At 65.4% G+C, this 20,595-nt stretch carries 20 protein-coding genes; 12 read left to right on the forward strand and 8 right to left on the reverse strand.

The genetic code is table 11. The features are described 5' to 3' along the window. The first annotated feature begins 21 nt into the window (after positions 1–21). The 11 genes from O3297_RS10345 (at position 22) to O3297_RS10395 (ending at position 12,266) form a co-directional block, all read left to right on the forward strand. Positions 22–1,584 carry a hypothetical protein gene (locus O3297_RS10345; RefSeq protein WP_070281980.1) on the forward strand — a complete coding sequence of 521 codons (1,563 nt, stop codon included), beginning with the start codon at positions 22–24 and terminating at the stop codon, positions 1,582–1,584. Next, the gene (locus tag O3297_RS10350; protein WP_257219182.1) at positions 1,581–2,252 is read left to right on the forward strand and encodes a hypothetical protein; all 672 of its coding nucleotides are present in this window, start codon (positions 1,581–1,583) and stop codon (positions 2,250–2,252) included. The genes O3297_RS10345 and O3297_RS10350 overlap by 4 nt, the downstream gene beginning before the upstream one ends. Then, the gene (locus tag O3297_RS10355) at positions 2,249–2,662 is read left to right on the forward strand and encodes a hypothetical protein (protein ID WP_305048615.1); all 414 of its coding nucleotides are present in this window, start codon (positions 2,249–2,251) and stop codon (positions 2,660–2,662) included. Before O3297_RS10350 ends, O3297_RS10355 begins: the two co-directional genes overlap by 4 nt. Continuing rightward, positions 2,659–3,393: a hypothetical protein gene (locus O3297_RS10360; protein ID WP_305048616.1), complete on the forward strand. Its 735-nt coding sequence runs from the start codon at positions 2,659–2,661 to the stop codon at positions 3,391–3,393. Before O3297_RS10355 ends, O3297_RS10360 begins: the two co-directional genes overlap by 4 nt. Continuing rightward, the gene (locus tag O3297_RS10365; RefSeq protein ID WP_305048617.1) at positions 3,390–4,100 is read left to right on the forward strand and encodes a prepilin-type N-terminal cleavage/methylation domain-containing protein; all 711 of its coding nucleotides are present in this window, start codon (positions 3,390–3,392) and stop codon (positions 4,098–4,100) included. Before O3297_RS10360 ends, O3297_RS10365 begins: the two co-directional genes overlap by 4 nt. Then, positions 4,100–4,873 carry an ABC transporter permease gene (locus O3297_RS10370; RefSeq protein WP_070281978.1) on the forward strand — a complete coding sequence of 258 codons (774 nt, stop codon included), beginning with the start codon at positions 4,100–4,102 and terminating at the stop codon, positions 4,871–4,873. Before O3297_RS10365 ends, O3297_RS10370 begins: the two co-directional genes overlap by 1 nt. Next, a complete protein-coding gene (locus tag O3297_RS10375) occupies positions 4,873–5,598 on the forward strand; it encodes a hypothetical protein (protein ID WP_305048618.1) in 726 nt (241 codons plus the stop codon). Before O3297_RS10370 ends, O3297_RS10375 begins: the two co-directional genes overlap by 1 nt. 88 nt (positions 5,599–5,686) lie before the next feature. Continuing rightward, positions 5,687–6,259, forward strand: coding sequence for a prepilin-type N-terminal cleavage/methylation domain-containing protein (locus tag O3297_RS10380; RefSeq protein ID WP_034781076.1), 573 nt, complete (start codon positions 5,687–5,689; stop codon positions 6,257–6,259). A gap of 27 nt (positions 6,260–6,286) precedes the next feature. Further along, entirely contained in the window at positions 6,287–6,652 is a 366-nt protein-coding gene (locus tag O3297_RS10385; protein WP_092605499.1) for a YgiW/YdeI family stress tolerance OB fold protein, read from the forward strand. Between the two features lie 233 nt (positions 6,653–6,885). Next, positions 6,886–11,346 carry a PAS domain-containing protein gene (locus O3297_RS10390; RefSeq protein ID WP_305048619.1) on the forward strand — a complete coding sequence of 1,487 codons (4,461 nt, stop codon included), beginning with the start codon at positions 6,886–6,888 and terminating at the stop codon, positions 11,344–11,346. Then, positions 11,343–12,266 carry a diguanylate cyclase domain-containing protein gene (locus O3297_RS10395; protein WP_034781074.1) on the forward strand — a complete coding sequence of 308 codons (924 nt, stop codon included), beginning with the start codon at positions 11,343–11,345 and terminating at the stop codon, positions 12,264–12,266. The genes O3297_RS10390 and O3297_RS10395 overlap by 4 nt, the downstream gene beginning before the upstream one ends. On the opposite strand, the gene O3297_RS10400 is transcribed toward O3297_RS10395, so the two are convergent. The 6 genes from O3297_RS10400 to O3297_RS10425 all read right to left on the reverse strand — a co-directional run bounded on the left by O3297_RS10400 (position 12,267) and on the right by O3297_RS10425 (position 16,770). After that, positions 12,267–12,722, reverse strand: a complete 456-nt coding sequence (locus tag O3297_RS10400) for a MaoC family dehydratase (RefSeq protein WP_070256766.1) — start codon at positions 12,720–12,722, stop codon at positions 12,267–12,269. It abuts the gene before it with no gap. Beyond that, on the reverse strand, positions 12,715–13,203 hold the full coding sequence (locus O3297_RS10405; protein ID WP_211550301.1) for a MaoC family dehydratase: 489 nt from the start codon (positions 13,201–13,203) through the stop codon (positions 12,715–12,717). The genes O3297_RS10400 and O3297_RS10405 overlap by 8 nt, the downstream gene beginning before the upstream one ends. Beyond that, positions 13,200–14,345 (reverse strand): acyl-CoA dehydrogenase family protein, encoded by a 1,146-nt coding sequence (locus tag O3297_RS10410; protein WP_305048620.1) that lies wholly within the window; start codon positions 14,343–14,345, stop codon positions 13,200–13,202. Before O3297_RS10410 ends, O3297_RS10405 begins: the two co-directional genes overlap by 4 nt. 16 nt (positions 14,346–14,361) lie before the next feature. Beyond that, positions 14,362–15,552: an acyl-CoA dehydrogenase family protein gene (locus O3297_RS10415; protein ID WP_305048621.1), complete on the reverse strand. Its 1,191-nt coding sequence runs from the start codon at positions 15,550–15,552 to the stop codon at positions 14,362–14,364. A gap of 182 nt (positions 15,553–15,734) precedes the next feature. Then, positions 15,735–16,085 (reverse strand): VOC family protein, encoded by a 351-nt coding sequence (locus O3297_RS10420; RefSeq protein ID WP_305048622.1) that lies wholly within the window; start codon positions 16,083–16,085, stop codon positions 15,735–15,737. Between the two features lie 97 nt (positions 16,086–16,182). After that, a complete protein-coding gene (locus O3297_RS10425; protein ID WP_034781153.1) occupies positions 16,183–16,770 on the reverse strand; it encodes a TetR/AcrR family transcriptional regulator in 588 nt (195 codons plus the stop codon). A gap of 156 nt (positions 16,771–16,926) precedes the next feature. On the opposite strand from O3297_RS10425, the gene O3297_RS10430 reads away from it, so the two are divergent. Continuing rightward, positions 16,927–18,135, forward strand: a complete 1,209-nt coding sequence (locus O3297_RS10430; RefSeq protein ID WP_305048623.1) for an MFS transporter — start codon at positions 16,927–16,929, stop codon at positions 18,133–18,135. Between the two features lie 12 nt (positions 18,136–18,147). Here O3297_RS10430 and O3297_RS10435 read toward each other — a convergent pair whose 3' ends face one another. After that, positions 18,148–19,737 (reverse strand): aspartate:alanine exchanger family transporter, encoded by a 1,590-nt coding sequence (locus tag O3297_RS10435; protein ID WP_305048624.1) that lies wholly within the window; start codon positions 19,735–19,737, stop codon positions 18,148–18,150. Positions 19,738–19,968: 231 nt separating this feature from the next. Then, positions 19,969–20,589, reverse strand: coding sequence for a glutathione transferase GstA (gene gstA / locus O3297_RS10440; RefSeq protein WP_305048625.1), 621 nt, complete (start codon positions 20,587–20,589; stop codon positions 19,969–19,971). Positions 20,590–20,595: the final 6 nt, after the last annotated feature.

Consider the following 20,595-nt stretch of genomic DNA (forward strand, 5'->3'; position numbering starts at 1 on the left):
GATTCGAGACCTGAGGCCGCCGTGTTCCGCAAACAATTACTTTACATCACCAGCGACACCCTGTACGCCTACGACTGGAACCACGGCGTGCTGGGCCCGGGCCAGGCCTTCCCTGCCAGCGCGGCCGGGCTGGACGGTTTCGCCGCGTGGCTGGAAGATCCGCAGGCACAGCGGCAAGACGTGCCCGCCTACCTGCTGACGGACTTGATCGAGGAAGATTTCCAGCGCCATCTGCTGCCCCACGTGCGTGGCAAGGCGGGCCGTGCCCTGCTCGAGCGGCGCAAGCAGCAATTGCACCGTGACACGCCCTACCGGGGCAGCACCCTGCTGGGCCGCGAAAGCACGGGCCGCCACGATGACCAGGTACTGTTTTTCGCCCTGACCAACCCAAGCTTGCTGCAGCCGTGGACGGAGGCGCTCGAGCACTTGCGCGTGCCCGTGGCCGGCATCTATTCGACCAGCCTGCTCAGTATCGCGCTGGTAAAAAAACTGTCGATCGCGCACGAACACCTGCTGCTGGTGACGCAGCAGTCGGGCGGCTTGCGGCAAAGTTATTATGAAAAAGGCCAGCTGCGCTTTTCGCGCCAGACGGCCACCATCGCGCTCGACGGCGTGGCCGTGAATATCGCGCTGGAAACGGAAAAAACGCGGCAATTTCTCACCAGCACACGCATGCTGGCGCGCGGCGACGTCTTGAATACCGTCATCCTGGCGCCGGCCGCGCAGATCGCCAAGCTCGAATTATTGTGCGACAACGGCGTGGAAGTGGCTTACCACTTCATCGACCTGCAACTGGCCGCCGGGCGGGTCGGCTTGCGCCAGACGCCGACGCTGGCCGACGAATTGCTGCTGACCTTGCTGGGCAAGCATCCGCCATCCAGCCACTATCCGCCCGGCGCGCTGGCCCGCTACTACCACTTCCAGCGCGCGCGCAAGACGCTGTATGGCGCCAGCGCGCTGATCGGCGCGTCAGCAGCCCTGTGGTGCGTGATCAATCTGCTTGGCGGCATAGCCGACGGGGCCGGCACGCAGCGCCTGGCGCAGGAAACGGCGTCCTACCAGGAACGCTACCGCAGCGTCATGTCGACGCAGCCGCCGGCGCCGGCCAAGACGCAGAACATGAAAGTGGCCGTGACCCTGGGCCAGATGATCGCCAGCCAGGCGCCGGAACCGGGCCGCCTGCTGGGCATGCTGAGCGCCGCGCTGGACCAGGCGCCGCAGGTTGCGCTCGGCCAGCTGCACTGGCATGCGGGCGGGGCGCCCGCGCGCGCGGCCGGCGGCCAGCCACCGCAGCAGCAGGCCGCGAGTTCGCCGCCCGGCAGCGCCATGGCCGGCATTCCGGTCGCGCCGCCGCAGGCGCTGCGCCTGGAAGCGGACGTGGCCATGCCGAACAATGACTACCGCGCCGCGCTGGCCGCCATCACGGCCTTCGCGCAAACCCTGGCGCGCCAGCCGCGCATGCAGGTGACGATCGAGGAAACGCCGCTCGACCTGCGTCCCAGCGCGGCCCTGTCCGGCAAGAGCGCCGCGCCGGCGCCGGACAGCCAGGCCCGGTTTACCCTCTTGCTGGAGTGGCAGCCATGAGCGGCCCCGTCAAGCAACCGCCCCTGCCCGGCATGCAGCGCGCTGCCACGCCCACGCGCACCCTGCCCGCGTGGCTGGGCGAACTGCGCCTGGTGCGCCGCGCCCTGCTGTGCTTTGCCCTGACCTTGCTGGCCAGCGTAGTGCTGCTCAGCCTGAGCGCCGCCTACCGCACGCGCGAAGCGCAACGGCTGTACCTGGCCCAGCACACGCGCGCGGCGGCGGCGACCCTGTTCAACCACGTGGAAGCGGAAAAGCAGGAAATCCGCGCCTACGAACCGCAATTCCTGGCCCTGCGCCAGCGCGGCCTGATCGGCGAAGAAAACCGCCTGGCCTGGATCGATGCCATCCGGCGCAGCCAGGAACAGCGCAAACTGCTGCCGATCAGCTATGACATCAGTCCGCAGCAAGCGCTGAAGGTGCCGCTGCCCATGGAGATGGGGCAATATCATTTGCACGGCAGCCGCATGCGCCTGCAGATGGATTTGCTGCATGAGATGGATTTGCTGAACCTGTTTGACGATTTGCGCCAGGCCGGCTATTTCGCCGTACAGGATTGCACGCTCAAGCGCCACGGAGCGGCCGGCAGCCAGGCAGCGCCCGCCCTGGGCGCCGAATGCGAGCTGCTGTGGCTGACCGTCAACAGCGTGCCCGTGCCGGAGCGGCCATGAAGCGCACCCTGATCCTTGGCGCGCTGCTGGCCGGCGCCGCACTCACTGTCGATGCACAGGCACAGCAGCTGGGGCGTCTGTTCCTGTCGCCCGAGCAACGCACCCAGCTCGACGCGCAGCGCTACGGGCCGCCGCCATCCGATCCCGCCCTGGCTGCGGCGCCGCCACCACCGCCGCCACCGCCCGCCCCGCCCGTGGAATTGAATGGCGTGGTGCAGCGCAGCAGCGGCCACTCCACCGTCTGGCTGAACCAGGAAGTGCAGAACGAACCGCACAATCGCCTTGCCGTCGGCAAGCCCGGCACATTGACCCTGCGCCTGTCGAACGGCCAGGTGGTGCTGCTCAAACCCGGCCAGCGCTACGATCCGGCCAGCGGCGCGGTCACCGAGGTGCAGGAGACGCCGCCATGACGCCACGCCAAGCTCATCGCCAACCTCATCGCCAGCGCGGCGCCGCCCTGTTGCTGCTGGTGGCCGTGCTGGGCCTGGGCGCGGCCAGCCTGCTGATCAGCGCCTTCGGCCGCGGCACGGGCGAGGCCGAACGCCAGGAGCGCACCCTGGCCACCCTGGCGCAAGCACGCGAAGCCTTGCTGGGTTTTGCCGCCACGCAAGGCCGGCTGCCACGTCCGGCCGCCTCCGCCCTCGACGGGCGCGAACGGGCAGCCGACTGTGCCGACGATGCCGCATGCAGCGGCTTTTTGCCGTGGGTCGCGCTGGGCGTGGACGGTGTTGATGCCTGGGGCAAGCTGCTGCGCTACAGCGTCACGCCGGAAATGGCGCGCGCGCCCATCGTCTCGTTTTCCGCTGTCGCCAACAGGGTCGTGCTCGAACGCGGCGCGCGCGGCGAATTCGCCTTCGTGGCGGGCCAGGCACAATGCGACGTCAGCGCCCAATGCCTGCCCGTCGTGCTGTTCTCGCAAGGCAAGGAGCATCACGGCACGTCCGCCAGCGGCGTGACGCAGATCAATACGGCGCACGGCAATATCGACGAAGCGGCCAACGACAGCGCCAGCCGCAGTTTCATTGCCCGCCCCGCCACCGGCAATGCCGCGCTGCCCGGCGGCGCCTTCGACGACATGCTGACCTGGATTACCTTGCCCGCCCTGTACCAACGCATGCGCGCCGCGCGCAACCTGCCATGAGCGTCTTCCATGCGCGCCGCCAAAGCGGCTTTTCCCTGATCGAGATCGCCATCGTGCTCGTCATCGTGGGTTTGATGATAGGCGGCCTGGTCACGCCATTGACGGTACAGCTGGAGCAGCGCAAGGTGGCCGAGACGCAACTGGCACTGAATGAGGCGAAGGAAGCGCTGACGGGCTACGCACTGCGCTACGGCTACCTGCCGTGCCCCGCCGCCTCCGCCATGAGTGGCCTGGAAGACCGACGCGGCACGCGCTGCACGGGCGAAAAACGCGCCGGGTTCCTGCCATGGGCCACCCTGGGGCTGCGCCAGGGCGACAGCTGGAACCATCTGTTCCGCTACAGCGTGACGCCGGCCTTCAGCGACAGCGGCCAGCTTTTCAGCCTGTCCACGCCGCGCGACATCAGCATCGTCACGCGCAATGGCGGCGCCCTGCTGCAGGCGACGGCCTTGAACGACATCCCAGCCATGATCATGTCGCATGGCAAGAACGGTTTTGGCGCCACGGGCGTGCAGGGCCAGCGCCAGGCTATGCCTTTCGGCAACAATGTCGACGAGCGCAACAATGCATCGAACGCCACCACCTTCATCAGCCGCGCCGCCAGCGGCCCGCAGCAGCCGGGCGGCGAGTTCGACGATCTCGTCGCCTGGGTGTCGCCGAACATCCTGTTCAACCGCATGGTGGCGGCGCAAAGGCTGCCCCGCTGATGCCGATGCTCTTGCCCGCCCTCACCATCGCCCGCTACACGCTGCTCGAAGCGCTGCGCAGCCGCCTGCCGTGGCTGTTCCTGCTGGCCGCCTGCGGCGCCGCCGCCCTGGCTGGCTTCCTGCAGCAACTGGCGCTGACGGAAAGCGGCGCCGTGCAGGCGGCCTTGCTGGCGGCCACCCTGCGCCTTGCCAGCATTTTCCTGCTGGCCACTTTCATTATTACCAGCATGGCGCGCGAAGCGGCCGACCGGGGCCTGGAATTGCTGCTCGCGCTACCCATGCCGCGCGCCGCCTACCTGCTGGGCAAGCTGCTGGGCTACGGAGCGCTGGCGGCCGTGCCCGCCATACTCTTCGGCCTGTTGATGGCGCTGTTCGCCGCACCCGCGCAATGCGCGCTGTGGGCGCTGTCGCTGCTGGGCGAACTGTGGATCGTCGCCGCCTTCAGCCTGCTGTGCGCGGCCAGCCTGCAGCAGGCCCTGCCTGCGCTGGCCGCCACCGGCGGCTTCTATCTGCTGGCGCGCATGCTGGGCAGCCTGCAACTGCTGGCCCACGGCCCGCAAGCGGGCGACTCCTGGCCGCAGCGCGCCATGACCGGCGCCATCGATGTGCTGGCCCTGTTGCTGCCCCGCCTCGACGCCTTTACACGCACGGAGTGGCTGCTGTACGCGACGGGCGACTGGCAAGCCCTGGCCAATGTAGCGGCGCAAACCTGCATTTATGTGGCCTTGCTGGCCAGCTGCGCACTGTGCGACTTTTACCGCAGGAACATCTGATGGCGGCGACCACCCAGCGTCCCTGGTCCAAGGTGCCGCGCCCCCTGTGCTGGCTGCTGGCGGCATGCCTGCTGCTGCAGCTGGGCTGGCGCCTAGCGCAGCAGCATGCTCCCGCCCAGGCGCGTCCGCTGCCCGCCGCGCCGCCGGCTGGCGTGGCGCGCCTGGCCAGCCTGGGCGAGCCGCTGGCCATGGCTAAGGCCATGCTGCTGTACCTGCAGTCGTTCGAAGACCAGGCCGGCGTCAGCCTGCCGTGGCGCGAACTCGACTATGACCGCCTGGCCGGCTGGCTGGAGACGGCGCAAACGCTCGATCCGCGCAGCCGGTATGCGCTGGTGGCCGCCAGCGAAGTGTATGCCGGCGTAGCCGACCCGCAACGCGCGCGGCGCATGCTCAACTTTGTCGCCGCCAGCTTTGCGGCCGACCCGCAGCGCCGCTGGCCCGCCATGGCGCAGGCGGTGCTGGTGGCAAAACACCAGTTTCACGATTTGCCGCTGGCGCTCGGCTATGCGCGCGCGCTGCGCCAGCAGGCGACAGGACCGCATGTGCCGGCGTGGGTGCGCGAAATGGAAGCGTTCATCCTGGAAGACATGGACCAGCTCGACAGCGCCCGCCTGGTGATCGGCGGCCTGATCACCAGCGGCCAGATCAGCGACCCGCACGAACTGGCGTTCCTCGCGCGCCGGCTCGACGAGCTTGCCAAGAAGAAAGCAAGGGCGGCGCCATGAGCCGCTGTCCGAAAGGCCATGCGCATCCGGCATCAATTGCAGTAAACTGCCATCTCAAGCTGTCGTACTTTTTTTTCAAGGAAACCCCATGCCCCCACGCCGCCAGCACGGCTTTACGCTCGTAGAAATCGCCATCGTCCTGGTCATCATCGGCTTGCTGCTCGGTGGCGTGCTCAAGGGGCAAGGCTTGATCGACAGCGCCAAGGTGAAAAACATCATCCAGCAATCGAATGCGCTGACGGCCGCCGTCAACGCCTACCAGGACAAGTTCCGCGCCCTGCCCGGCGACGATATCCAGGGCACCGTGCACGTGCCCAATTCGGCCGGCAATGGCAATGGCGACGGCCAGATCGGCGATGGCCAGCCGCGCGAATTCACCCTGGCGCCGCAGCACCTGGCGCTGGGCGGCTTCATTACCGGCTCGTTCAACGGCACTTCGCAATTCATGACCAGCGCCCAGGGCGGCGCCGTCTACCTGTACAACGATGAAGTGGGCGGCCGCGCCGGCAACGGCATCCGCTTCGACAACCTGCCGGAGAGCTACGCGGAGCAGATCGACAGCAAACTCGACGATGGCGTGGCCAGCACGGGCAGCGTCCGGGCGAACATGCCCTACGGTAATGCCGGTGCTATCATTCCCCGCACCGCCGTCTTTTTCTGAGCCTCCAGTCACTATCAAAGGAATACCATGTCACTGCACCGCAAACTCATCGTTTCCCTGGCCGCCGCCTGCGCCTTGCTGGCCGGTGGCGCGCAAGCCCAATACGTGGGACCGACGACCGGCCCGGCCGCGCCCAGCAATGTGGCGGCCATCCTGAAAAATCCCGTCGACGACCAGGCCGTCGTGCTGCGCGGCCATTTGCTGCGCAAAGTGGGCAACGAGAAATACACCTTCTCCGATGGTACGGCGGAAATCCGCGTGGACATCGACGACAAGGTCTTCATGAACCGCAAGATCGATGCCAAGACCCGGGTGGAAATCCGCGGTGAAGTGGAAAAAGATTTCATGGAAAGCCCGGAAATCGATGTCGACGTGCTGACCCTGGTGCAGTAAGCCGCCTTGCCATCCCGCCGCCATGGCGGGATGGGCATTACCCCTCTTCTGTATGCCTTGCGCAACCTTTTTTCCATGCCGGAAACTAGGCTTGTCAGAACAATCAAATTCGTCTAGCATCTTTTCATTCAACGTCAGCCAGCGCCAGCGTGAGCGTGCCTGTCGATTCATCCATTCTGGGAGCTTTCCGGGTGCAAGATTTGCCTTCGATACGCTCAAGAATTTCATGGCTGGTGCTCGCCTGGGTCATGCCGACGGCGCTGGTATTTCTGCTGCTCGTGGCGCAAAGCTACACGCGCGAACGCGACCATGTCGTCAGCGAAACGGCGCAGGCGGCGCGGGCTGTCGCGGCAGCCGTCGAACGCGACCTGAACGGCGCCCAGATGGCCGCGCGCATCCTGGCCGATTCGCCCGCCCTGCAAGCCGGCGACATCGACGCCCTGCGGGCCATGGCCGCCAGCCTGCTGCAGCCGGGCATGGCCGTCAGCGGCTTCATCGTCTCCGACGCCAAGGGCCGCCAGCTGATCAATACGGCCCTGCCCGCCAGCCAGGCGCCGCCGCCCTTGCCGCAAAAATGGGCCGCCAGCATGGAGCGCACGCGCGACTACGGCAAGCCGCGGCTGACCAGCCTGGCCAAGACGCCCGACAGCATGCCGCAGCTGGCCCTGAATCTGCCGCTGCCGCGCAAGCAGGGAAGCGCCTACGTGCTGACAGCCCTGTACCCATCTGACTACCTGTCCGTGCTGCTGCGCGAGCTGCACTTGCCAGCCTACCTGGGCGCGGCCATCATCAATGCCGATGGCATCAACGTGGCGCGCACCCTGGCGCCGCAGCGCTATGTGGGCCAGCGCACTGCGGCGCCCCTGCTGGAACAGATAAGCCAGGCGCGCGAAGGCGTGCTGCGCCATGCCACCCTGGAAGGCATCGATGTGTATACGGGCTTTCGCCGCGCCCCCGACGCCGCCTGGACGGTGGCCGTTACCATGCGCACCAGCACGGTGGCAGAAGCACTGCTGCGCTCGGTAGTCACGGGATCCGTCATCCTGGCGCTGCTGCTGGCCGCCGGCTTTGCCCTGGCCTGGCGCGTGGGCGGCCGCCTGGCCCGCACCCTGCAGGAACTGACGCAGCAGATCCACGCGCTGGCGCAAGGCAAACCCTTGCTTTCGAACAAGCACACGGACCGCGAATCGGCCGACATGGCCAACGCCCTGGGCACGCTGGAGCGCGACCTGCGGCGCCACCGCACGCAACTGGAAAGCCTGGTGGCCGAACGCACGCTGGCCCTGGAAAAATCCACGCGGCTGCTGGAAACCGTGTACGCGACGGCGCCGATCGGCATGCTGTTCGTGGACCTGGACTTGCGCATCGTCATGATCAACCACTACCTGGCCGCCATCAACGGCGCCAGCGTGGCGCAGCACCTGGGCCGTCCCGTGGGCGCCATGTTGTTCGACGACGCCGTGCGCGCGGAGGTGGAACGTTGCGTGCGCCAGGTGCTGGAGACGGGACAGCCCATTGTCGACATCGAATTGAAAGGCCATAGCGGCCAGCAGCGCGAGCAGCTGAGTCACTGGATCGTCTCGTATCACCCGATTTTCGGCCCGGAACAGCAGTTGCTGGGCGTATCGGGGCTGTGGCTGGACATTACCGAGCGCAAGCGCAGCGAAGCGGAATTTCGCCGTTCAAAACACCTGTTTGGCACCATCATCGAAAACATCCCGGCCATGGTCTTCGTCAAGCGCGCCGACAAGCTGAGCTTTGAAATGATCAACCGCCACGCGGAGCTGACCCTGGGACGCTCGCGCGAACAATTGCTGGGCAAGACGGACCACGATTTCTTCCCGCCGCAGCAGGCGTCCGCCTTCGTCAGCGCCGACCGCAAGCTGCTGGCCACGGGACAGATGGTGGAAATCGAACAGGAAGCGATCAATACGGCCGATGGCACGACGCGCCACTTCACCACGCGCAAGGTGGTCTTGCGCGACGATGCCGGGCGCGCCAGCCATGTGCTGGGGGTGTCGATCGATATCACGGAACGCAAGCGCGCCACCGAAGTGCTGCACGCCGCAACCTGGCGCCTGGAACAGAACGAGCGCTTCATCCGTACCGTCACCGACAACCTGCCCGGCATGGTGTCGTACTGGGGCGCCGATTTGCGCTGCCTATTTGCCAATAAATTCTACAACGAATGGTTTGGCCGCAGCAGCGCCGAGCTGGCCGGCATCCACATGAGCGAATTGCTGGGGCAGGAACTGTTCGACGTGTATGCGCCCCACGTCGAGGGCGTGCTGGCGGGCCGGCCGCAAAGCTTCGAGCGCGACTTGCTCGATCCCGGCGGCCAGGTGTGCCACACGTGGACCAATTACATCCCCGATTTCGACGACAGCGGCCGCGTGCGGGGCTTCTTCGTGCTGGCCTCGGACGTCTCCGAACTCAAGCGCACGGAATTGCGCCTGCACGAACTCAATGAACAGATGGTGCGCGCGCGCGACAAGGCCGAGGCGGCCAGCATCGCGAAGAGCGAATTCGTCGCCAACATGAGCCATGAAATCCGCACGCCGATGAACGCCATCATCGGCCTGGCGCGGCTGCTGGAAGAGTCGCCGCTGGAACGGCGCGAGCGCAGCTATGTCGGCAAGATCCAGATGGCCACGCAATCACTGCTCAATATCGTCAACGACGTGCTCGATTTTTCCAAGATCGAGGCGGGACAGATGGTGCTGGAACAGCGCCGTTTCCAGCTCGAACGCATGCTCGACAGCGTAGGCGTCTTGCTGGCCAGCAGCGCCTGGGCGCGCGGCGTGGAACCCGTCTTCGTGCTCGCCCCCGGCGTGCCGGACGAACTGATCGGCGACGCCCTGCGCGTGGAACAGATCCTCATCAACCTGGTGGGCAACGCCGTCAAGTTCACCTCGCATGGTGAAGTGGTGCTGGCCATCGGCAAGGTGGCCGAGGATGCTGCCAGCGCCACCCTCGAGTTTTCCGTGCGCGACACGGGCATCGGCATCGGCGCGGCCGAACAGGAACGCATCTTCGACGCGTTTTCCCAGGGCGACAGCGGCACCAGCCGCAAATACGGCGGCACGGGACTGGGGCTGGCCATCTGCCGGCGCATGGTGGAATTGATGGGAGGCACCCTCAGCGTGACAAGCGCGCTGGGCAAGGGCTCCGACTTCCGCTTCAGCTGCCGCTTCGACAAGGTGGCGCCCCCGCCCGAGCCGCCCGGCAAGGGCGTGCCCAAGGCCCTGTCGCTGCTGATCATCGACGACAACGCCAGCGTGCGCGCCATGCTGGAAGACTGGTGCGCGGCGCAGGGCTGGCACAGCCGCAGCGCCGACAGCGGCGCAGCCGGCCTGGCGCTGCTGCGCGCCCATGCCAGCGGCGGGCCGGGGCACGATCTGGTGTTGCTCGACGCGGCCATGCCCGGCATGGATGGCATTTCCATGCTCACCGAGGCGCGCGCCGATGCGCTCCTGGCGCTGCCGCCCGTGATCATGCTGGTTAGCGAAAACCTCGAACGCCTGGCCGACAGCCTGATGCTGGCCGGCATCGTCTCGAAACCGGCCACCCCGGCGCGCCTGCTGGCGGCCGTGACGGCCGTGCGCGAAGGCCGCAGCTCCCCTTCCGCGCTGCCCGTGTCCACGCCCTTGTCGGGTTTGCTCACAGGCATGCGCGTGCTGCTGGTGGAAGACAATGAAATCAACCAGGAAGTGGCGCAGTACATTTTGCTGCACTCGGGCGCGCGCGTGGCCGTGGCCGCCAACGGCCGGCTGGCCGTCGACTTGCTCACCAGCACGCCGGACGCCTGGGACGTGGTGCTGATGGATTTGCAGATGCCCGTCATGAATGGCTACGACGCCACCCTGGCCATCCGCGCCCTGGGCTTGCCGGACTTGCCCATCATCGCCATGACGGCCAATGCCATGGACGAAGACCGTCTGCGCGCCATCGCCAGCGGCATGAACGCGCATGTGGCCAAGCCCATCGATGTCGACGAAATGATCCAGACCCTGACCCGGCTGGTGCGCGCGCCCCTGGCCAGCGGCGACGGTGCCGTCCAGGCAGGCAATGCCGCCACGCAGGCGCTGGACCTGCCGGCCGCGGTGCCCGGCATCGACCTGGCGGCGGCCCTGCACCGTTTCGGCGGCGACTACGGCGCCTTCCTGGCCCTGCTCAAGCGCTTTGAAAATTCGCAAGGCGACGCCGTCGAGGAAACCCGGCGCCTGCTGGCCGCTGGCCAGGCGCCGCAGGCGGCGCAACTGCTGCACCGCGTCTGCGGCGTGGCGGCCAACCTGGGCGCCACGCAGATCGCCAGCCTGGCCGCCGAGACGGAAAAAACGCTGAAAACGGGGCGATCGCACGCCACGGCCGCCTTGCTGGGCCGCCTGGAACAGGCGATGGCCGAAGTCATCGAAGCGGCGCGCACCCTGCCCTCGCCCCTGCGGCGCAGCCAGCCGGCAGCGGCCGCGCCCGGCAGCGGGCCGGTCGACCTGCACGCCGGCCTGGCCGAACTGCTGGTCTTGATCCGCAACAACAACCTGAAAGCGCTGGCGCAATTCCACGCCCTGCACCCCGCCATACAACAGTCAGACCGGGAAGCGGCACTGGCGATGGCACATGCGATTGAAACGCTGAATTTTGCCGAGGCGGAAAAACTCGTGCTCGATCAGCTGAAACGAGAGGAAAACAAGTGAGCTGGACCAACCTTGCCATGAACGGGCGCATCCTCATCGTCGATGACGCCATGGAAAACATCCAGATCCTGCACCAGCTGCTGCGCGAGGAACACGACGTGCTGTTCGCCCTGAGCGGTGAAAAGGCGCTGGAAATTGCGCATAATCAACAGCCGGACCTGATCCTGCTCGACGCCGTCATGCCCGGCATGGATGGTTATGCCGTCTGCAGCGCGCTGCGCGAATCGGCGCTCCTGAGCGCCATTCCCGTCATCTTCGTCACGGCCCTGAACCAGCCCGAAGACGAGACGCGGGCGCTGGAAGCGGGCGCCGTCGATTTCATCACGAAACCGTTCAACGCGGCCGTCGTGCGTGCCCGCGTGCGCAGCCAGCTGACCATCAAGCGGCAGGCCGACGCCATGCGCGAACTGTCGCTGACGGACTCGCTGACAGGCGTGGCCAACCGGCGCAGCTTCAACGACACGATGGACAGCGAATGGCGGCGCTGCGCGCGCGACGGCGTGCCGATGGCCATCATCATGGCCGATATCGACCACTTCAAGGATTACAACGATACGTATGGCCACCAGGCGGGCGACCTGTGCCTGCAGCAGGTAAGCGCCGCCCTGCGCCGCTGCGCCGTGCGCCCGCCCGACCTGCTGGCGCGCTACGGCGGCGAAGAATTCATCATCCTGCTGCCACAGGAAACGCGCGACGGGGCCGAAGTGGTGGCACAGCGCATCCTCGACGAAGTGCGCGCGCTGCAAATTCCCCACGCCAGATCAGGCGTCGGCCCGCACGTCACCGTCAGCCTGGGCATGGCCAGCGTCATGCCCACGGAAGGCATGGACCCCAGCGCCCTGATCCGCGCCGCCGACGCCCTGCTGTACCGCGCCAAGCATACGGGACGGGACAGGTATTGCGCGTCGGAGGGGGAGTAATCAGGGATAGCAGCGCATCAAAAACTCCGCCACGCACACGGGTTTCGTGTCGCCTTCCCGCTCCATGGTGACGGCCCAGTTTACTTGCGCCCCTTCCGGCAAGTCGTCGACGGAGAGGATGTCGAGCCGCGCGCGCAGGCGGCTGCCGACAGGCACGGGGGCGGGAAAGCGCACTTTATTCAGGCCATAGTTGATGGCCATGCGGATGCCGGCCATGTGCAAGGCGCCCTGCAACATGGCCGGCAAGAGTGACAGGGTCAGGAAGCCGTGCGCCACGGTGCAGCCGTACGGCGACTCGCGCGCGCAGCGCTCCACATCGACGTGGATCCACTGGTGGTCGTCCGTGGCGTCGGCAAAGGTGTCGATGCGCTGCTGGGTGATGGTGAGCCAGTCGGAAACGGCCACGTGCTGCCCCGCCAAGGCCTGAAAACCGGCGATGCCAGCGATATCACGCATGATTTTCTCCTGCGGGACGGCGGCCGAACATGCCCATGCCTTCGACGGTGGTCACCACTTCGCCATGCTGGTTGCGCACGCTCCACACGGAAATGACGATGCCGCGGTCCGGCTTCGACGTGGATGGACGCACTTCCTTGACCTGGTAGGTCAGCTGCAGGGTGTCGCCAGCACGTACGGGCTTGAGCCAGCGGATGCTGTCCAGGCCGGGCGAACCCATGCTGGACGAATGCTTGAGCAGCTTATCCACCACCAGGCGCATCATCATGCCGCAGGTGTGCCAGCCGCTGGCGATGACGCCCTTGAAGATGGTCTTTTCGGCGGCCGCATGGTCGACGTGAAACGGCTGCGGATCGAAATCCGTGGCGAAGGCGATGATTTCCTTTTCCGTCACATGGCGCTGGCCCAGGTCGATTTCCAGGCCTTGCGTAAAGTCTTCGAAATACCAGTGTTTCGGTGCGATAGCAGTCGATGCGGTCATGCGGTCTCCGTCGGCAAGAAGCCCGGCTGGGCGATAAAGCGCTCGATATGGTGCTCCACGTCGCCCAGGGTCAGGGCGATCATGGAGAGGCGCTTGAAATGGTGGGCGGCGGGCAATTCGTCCGTGACGCCCATGCCGCCATGCAATTGCACGGCTTGCTGGCCGACAAAGGTGGCGGCCAGCCCTATCCGCGCCTTGGCGGCCGAAACCGTGCGTCGCCGCTCGGACGCATCCTCGCTGTCGACCTTGGCGGCGGCCAGCATGGCCATCGAACGCGCCTGCTCCAGATGGATGAACATGTCGGCCATGCGGTGCTGCAAGGCCTGGAACTTGCCGATCGGCGCGCCGAACTGCTGGCGCGTCTTCAGGTAGTCCAGGGTGGCGGCGAAGATGGCGTCCATGGCGCCCACGGCTTCCGCGCACAGCAAGGCGGCGCCGTAATCCACGGCCGCGTCCAGCACGGCCCAGCCCTGCCCCGGCTGGCCGATCAGGGCCGCGTGGCCCAGCACCACTTGCACGAGGGTGACGGTGGCGGCCCGCTGGCCATCGATGGTGCGGTAGTCGCGCACGGAAACTCCCGGCGCGTCGGCGGGCACGAGGAACAGCGAAATGCCATCCGTGTCCATCTGGCTGCCACTGCTGCGCGCCGAGACGATCAGCGCGCCGGCCTGTGCGCCATGGATGACGACGCTTTTCTCGCCGTCGAGCACGAAGCCGTCGCCGCTGGCGGTTGCCGTGGTGGCGATATCATGCATATCGTGGCGCGACTGCCGTTCGCCCAGCGCGCAAGCCAGTTTCAGGCTGCCGCTGGCGACCTGCTCCAGCACGGCGTCGTGGCCACCGGCCAGGGTCAAAAAGCGCGCACCCAGCACGGTGGCCAGGTAGGGCTCGACCACCAGGCCGCGGCCCAGTTCCTGCATCACCAGCAGCATGTCCACGGCCGTACCGTCGAAGCCGCCCGCGCCGGCCGGCAGCGGCAAGGCCGTCATGCCCAGTTCGGCCAGGGTGGCCCAGGCGGCATCGGACGTGCCGGTGGCGGAATGGATGATCTTTTGCCGCGTTTCAAAGTGGTAATCCTTGTCGACCCAGCGCCTGAGCGCGTCGGCAAATTGCTGCTGTTCCTGATTAAAATGAAAGTCCATGTCGTCTCCTTCTGGCTTACAGGCCCAGGATCATCTGCGTGATGATGTTTTTCTGGATTTCATTCGAGCCGCCATAGATCGATGTCTTGCGGTAATTGAAGTAGTACGCGGCCAGCGGCGCGGCCAGGTCGTCGCCGCCAGCGCCGTGCGGCGCGCTGCCGTCAAGGAATGCCGGGTCGAACGGCAAGGCTTGCGGGCCGATGGCTTCGACCATCAGTTCCGTCAGTTGTTGCTGCAGTTCCGAACCGCGCACCTTCAGCATCGATGCCTGCGGTCCCGGTCCCTTGCCTTCTTCGCTGATGACGCGCAAGACCGTCATTTCCAGCGCCATCAATTCGATTTCCAGGGTAGCCACCTTGGCCGCAAAGGCGGCATCGTGCAGCAGCGGGGCGCCGCGCTTGCTCTCCTGCATGGCCAGCTGCTTGAGGAAAGTCAGCTCGCGCTTGGAGCGGCCCACGGCGGCGATGCCCGTGCGCTCGTGCCCCAGCAGATATTTGGCGTAGGTCCAGCCCTTGTTTTCCTGGCCGACCAGGTTGCTGACGGGCACGCGCACGTTATCGAAGAAGACTTCGTTCACTTCATGTTCTTCATCGAGCATGATGATGGGGCGCACGGTGATGCCCGGCGTTTTCATGTCGATCAGCAGGAAACTGATGCCTTCCTGCTTGCGCACCGTGCTATCCGTGCGCACCAGGCAAAAGATCATGTCCGCGTGCTGGCCCAGCGTCGTCCAGGTTTTCTGGCCATTCACGATGTAGTGGTCGCCGTCGCGCTGGGCCGTGGTTTTCAGGGAAGCGAGGTCGGACCCGGCGCCCGGTTCCGAATAACCCTGGCACCACCAGTCGTCGCAGTTCAGGATGCGCGGCAGATAGTAGGCTTTTTGCTCGGCGTTGGCGAAGGCCATGATGACGGGCGCCACCATGTTGATGCCGAACGGCAGGATCGGCGGCGTGGCGGCGCGCGCGCACTCGTCTTCCCAGATGTGGCGCTGCACGGACGTCCAACCCGTGCCGCCATGTTCGACGGGCCAGGCCGGCGCGGCCCAGCCTTGTTGCGCGACAATCTTGTGCCAGCGCACGTAATCGTCGCGGTTCAGGCGCAGATGCTGGCGCACCTTGCGCTGCAAGTCCGCCGGCAAATGGGTGTCGAGGAAGGCGCGCACCGTGTCGCGGAAGGCGCTCTCCTCGGCCGTGTAATGCAGGTCCATGTCTGTCTCCTTGTTCTTATCGGTTGCCGTGATGACTGCACGCAAGGAAGCTCAGCGCACAAAAAAGCACGACCGTTCTCAAGGATTGTACAACAGATTGGGAGGCGCGCCAGGCCTTTTACACAGGCTGGCACGCAAGGGAAGCGGGTGGAATTGGCTGACTGCCGCCCTTGGGACCGCGTCTAGGTGTGCGACAGGATATTAATGAGCTTGCCGAAAGGGTCGCGCACGAAAAACCGCCTGACACCCCAAGGTTCATCGGCAGGACCATATTCAATGGGAAACCCCGCCCCATGCATACGCGCCAATGCGGCATCCACGTCATCGACTTCAATGGAAAGGTCGGGCACAGCGGTATTCGAGCCGCCTTCCGTCGCGAAGCTCACTTGCACGCTCATCTGGGTTTGCGAACCATACGTCATGATCCAGCCGTGGTCCATCAACAGGCTCAGACCCAGCACGTCCTGGTAAAACGTCCGCGCCAGGCCCGGATCCGACGCCGGGAAATTTGCAACGATACGCTTGACTTGCATATTTTTCCTCCATGTCTATATAAGTCCAACCCTGCTTAATATCGCCCTCCACGTCTCCAGACGTGTCCGCTTCTGGCGTGATGGCCACTTGACGCGATTACCTGTCAAGCAACATCCCCCGTAACAGCAATTCCAATGCCGCCACTCCTTTTATCAGACGCGCATTGCCTTCCTCACCTTCTGCGATCCAGAACGCCGCTTCTGCCAGGCTGCCGTAGATCATCGAAGCCAGTGCTTCTGGGCAAGCGTCGGCCACGATGCCTCGGTGAATCAGCTGCTGGATAAGCTTTTGCATCGACTCTAGGCAATGGCGCTGCGAGTCCGGTGAAGCGCCACCGAGGACTGCCCTCGCATCGCGTAAGACGATGCGCTGAATTTCCGGTTCCAGGGCCATCTCCAGATAGGCACGGCAGCGGCTGCGAAAGCCTTCCCACAAGTCTTCGGCGCTGTCGGAGATGGCTTGCAGGCGGCCATCCATTTCCGCATCGATCTGTTCCACCACCGCCAGCAGCAAGCCCTTCTTGTCGCCGAAGTGATGATACAGGGCGCCACGCGTCAAGCCTGCCTGCGCGGTAAGGTCGTCCATTGACGTGTCGGCATAACCGCGCTCGCTGAACACTTTGCGGGCCGTGGCCAGCAACGATGCTCGGGTTTCTTCCATTTCCACACGGGTGCGGCGAACCATTGCTTCCTCCTTGCATACGTAGTGCATGATTGTTTACATACAGTGCGTATGAATATATACTATTCATACGCGATGTATGTATTATCACTGCGACGTATCTCCATTGCAAGCAGGGCATGCGCCGTTTATCGAATGATCACATGAAGGATATGAACCATGAGTACGTCTGCCTGCGCTGCCGCACAACCCCGTGTCCGCCACCCTCGGCTGGCTGTCTGCGCCGTCGGCATGGCCACCTTTTCGGTCGTGACGACAGAAATGCTCCCCGTCGGCCTGCTGACGCCGATTGCTGACACCCTGGGCACCTCCACGGGAACCGCCGGCCTGATGATCTCGCTGCCGGCATTGCTGGCGGCCTTGTTCGCGCCGCTGGTCGTGGTCGCATCGGGCAGCCTGGACAGGCGCAAAATCCTGTGCGGTTTGCTGAGTCTGTTGGTGATCGCGAACATTGCCTCGGCCCTGGCGCAGAACATGGCGTGGATGCTGGCTGCCCGTGTTCTCGTCGGTTTTTGCATGGGCGGTATCTGGGCCATCGCCGGCGGCCTCGCTTCCCGCCTGGTTCCTGCGCGCTCGACCGGCCTGGCAACGTCGATCATCTTCGGTGGCGTGGCGGCCGCTTCCGTGCTGGGCGTGCCGCTAGGCGCACAAATCGGCGACGTTGCAGGATGGCGCTGGGCCTTCGGCGCCATGGCGCTGTTCAGCAGCCTGGTACTGGCGCTGCATCTGGCCGTCATTCCCGCACTGCCGGCTGCCGGTGCGGCAACCTTGCGCCAATTCGGCAAACAGCTGCGCAACAGGCAGTTGCAAGCGGGGCTGCTTCTGACCCTGTTGCTGGTGACCAGCCATTTCATGGCCTTTACCTTCGTGCGCCCGCTACTGCTGTCCATGTCGGGATTTGATACGCAATGGCTGGGCGCGCTGCTGTTTGCCTATGGCTGCGCGGGCATCATTGGAAACTTCCTGGCCGGTGTCGTGGCGGCGCGGCGCACGGCGACTACCATCGTCGCCATCTCGGGCGGCCTGCTGCTCACGCCCCTGCTGTTCCTGGCTGTCGGCGACTCCGGCATCGGCGGCGGCGTGGTGTTGCTGGCCTGGGGACTGGCCTACGGTGGCGTATCGGTCGGCCTGATGACCCTGATGATGAAGGCGGCGCCCGGGGCCGTGGAGATCGTCGCCGCGCTGTATGTCGGTGTCTTCAATATCGGCATTGCGCTTGGGGCGTGGACCGGCGGCCAGGCCGTGGACAGGCTGGGCCTCTCGGCCAACCTGTGGCTTGCCGCAGGATGCGCCTCTGCCGCCTTGCTGCTGTCTTTTGGCATCCGCTTGGTTGACGCCGACAAGCAGCCTGGCCCTGCAAGAGACTGACTGTGGCCGCAATCAGCCGTACAGATGCAGCAGCACTTGCACGGCAACGATCTTGACGATGGTCATGCTGGGGAAAATCATCGCGTAACCGAGATTCGGGCGGTCCGACTTGGCCAGGCGGTTGGCGAACACCAGCACGGCCGGGTTGCCCGTGGCGCCTGCCGCGATGCCCAGCAATTCAGGAAACGGCAGGCGCAGGAAGACCTTGCCCAGGATCACGACAAGGGCCACCACCACCAGCACCGTCACGGCGCCCAGCGCCAGCATGGGCAAGCCGTCGGCGCCCACCTGCTGCACGAAGGGCAAGCCGGACGCCATGCCGATGGAAGCGAGGAAAATCGTCAAGCCATAGTTGCGCATCACCAGGTTGGCCGACAGCGGCAAGCGCCAGCTGATCCGGCCCACCCTGCCCAGGCGGCCCAGGATCAGCGCCATCACCAGCGGCCCGCCAGCCAGGCCCAGGCTAAACGAACCGATCCACGGCAAGGGGATCGGTACCAGGCCCAGCAGCACGCCCAGCACCATGCCCATGCCCAGCGAGACATAGCTGAACTCGGCCGTGGCCGTGATGGAATTGCCGAACAGCTTGCGCACATCGGCCGCATGTTTCGCCGGCGCAATGGCCATCACCCTGTCGCCGAATTCCAGGGTCAGGAACGGATGCGGCAGGATCATGGCGTCGCCGCGGCGTATGAATGCGATCTGCAGGGGGAAGTCTTTCGCCAGGTTCAATTCGCCCAGGGGCACGCCGACGATTTCCGCGTCCGACACGAACACTTCCGTGCCGTCGAACGCGCTGCGGTCCTTCATCAGCCGGCCCGGGTCCAGGTGGCCCAGCGCCGTGCGCGCCGCTTCCACCCCCGCCACTGTGCCCGACACCATCAGCGCGTCCCCGACGCCGAGCACGAGGCCAGGGTCGGGCAAGCGGTTCTGGTGCCCCTGGCGCACGCCGATCACTTGCACGCCAGTCAGGGGGCCGTCGGCCAGTTCGGACAGGGCCGCGCCCGCCAATGTTGCTGCATCGATGGTAATTTCGGACACGACGATGGGCGCCGGCGGCGGCGTCAGCACGGGTTTCAAGATGCGCCCGGCCAGGTACAGGCCCAGCATGGGACCGACGACGCCAAACGGATACGCCACGGCATAACCGACGGCCGCGTCGCCATTGCCGTGCGACGCTTCCAGCGCCGCCTGCAGGGCCGCCGTGCTGGTCATGGCGCCGGCAAACACGCCGCTGGCCATGCGCAGCGAGATATCGATCCACTGCCCGCCCCAGACCGATACGGCCAGGCCGCCCATGACGGCAATAAAAGCGATCAGATTGTGTTTCTGCCCCGCACCGCGCAGACCGGCGAAAAACTGCACGCCATACTGCACGCCTATGCCATACAGGAACAGCAGCAGACCGATGGAGCCGACCATCGGCGGCGGCACGGAGCCGGGAGCAAACGCGCCCAGCGCCAGCCCCGCGAACAGCACGCCGCCCACGCCCAGAGAAAAGCCGAACACGCTGATGCGCCCCAGCGCATAACCGGCGCCGATGACGAGAAACAGGGCGAGAATGGGCGTGGACTCCAGCGTGTGGCGAAATAATTGAAGCATCAGGCAACCTTGGTCTGGGGAAGGCCCAGTTTAGCATGCACAAAAGCAACACGATGGCGATGATGACAAGCAAGCGTGCGCGGGTTTGTACCTGAAAAACGGGCAAAAAAAAGCCCGCTATGGAAGCGGGCTGAATCTAATTCCTGTGAGGAAGTAGAGGAGACAGGTGAATGATGCCGCATCGCAGCATATCATTCCAATTGCATGTTGTGATGATGGAAATATGATTTATCAATATCTGCTCGCCTCCTCGCGCAGCGCCTGGCGCACGGCGGGACGCTCGCCGACGCGCTCGATCAAGCGCCTCACTTGCGGGAAGGCCGACAGATCCACCTGCGTATGCGCCGACCAGCCGAGGATGGTGTACAGATAGGCATCCGCGATGGAATAGCGCTCGCCCAGCAGATACGGCCCGCCGGCCGCCAGTTGCCGCTCGACATAATCGAGGCGTGCGGCCAGGCGCGAGCGGGCCACGTCCTGCGCCTGCGTGCCGTATTCCGGGTGGAACAGCCAGGGGCTGAACACCTTGTGCAGCTCGGTGGCAATAAACCCCAGCCACGATTGCAGCTGCACGCGTGCCAGGGAACCCGGCGGCGGCGCCAGGCCGCTGTCCGGCGACAGATCAGCCAGATATTGCACGATGGCCGTGCCCTCCAGCAAGACGGTGCCATCGTCCAGCACCAGCGCCGGCACATACAGGTTCGCATTCACTTGCGCGTAGTCGGCGCCCGTTTCCGTAACGCGTGGAATCTTGCGAATATCGACTCTTTCCAGTTCCAGCGCGATGCCCGCCTCGATGGCCACGATGTGCGGCGACAGGGAACACGTGCCCGTTGCGTAATACAGTTTCATGATTAC

This window comes from Janthinobacterium sp. SUN128, assembly GCF_030587275.1.
In the GTDB taxonomy this organism is placed as follows: Bacteria; Pseudomonadota; Gammaproteobacteria; order Burkholderiales; family Burkholderiaceae_D; genus Janthinobacterium; species Janthinobacterium lividum.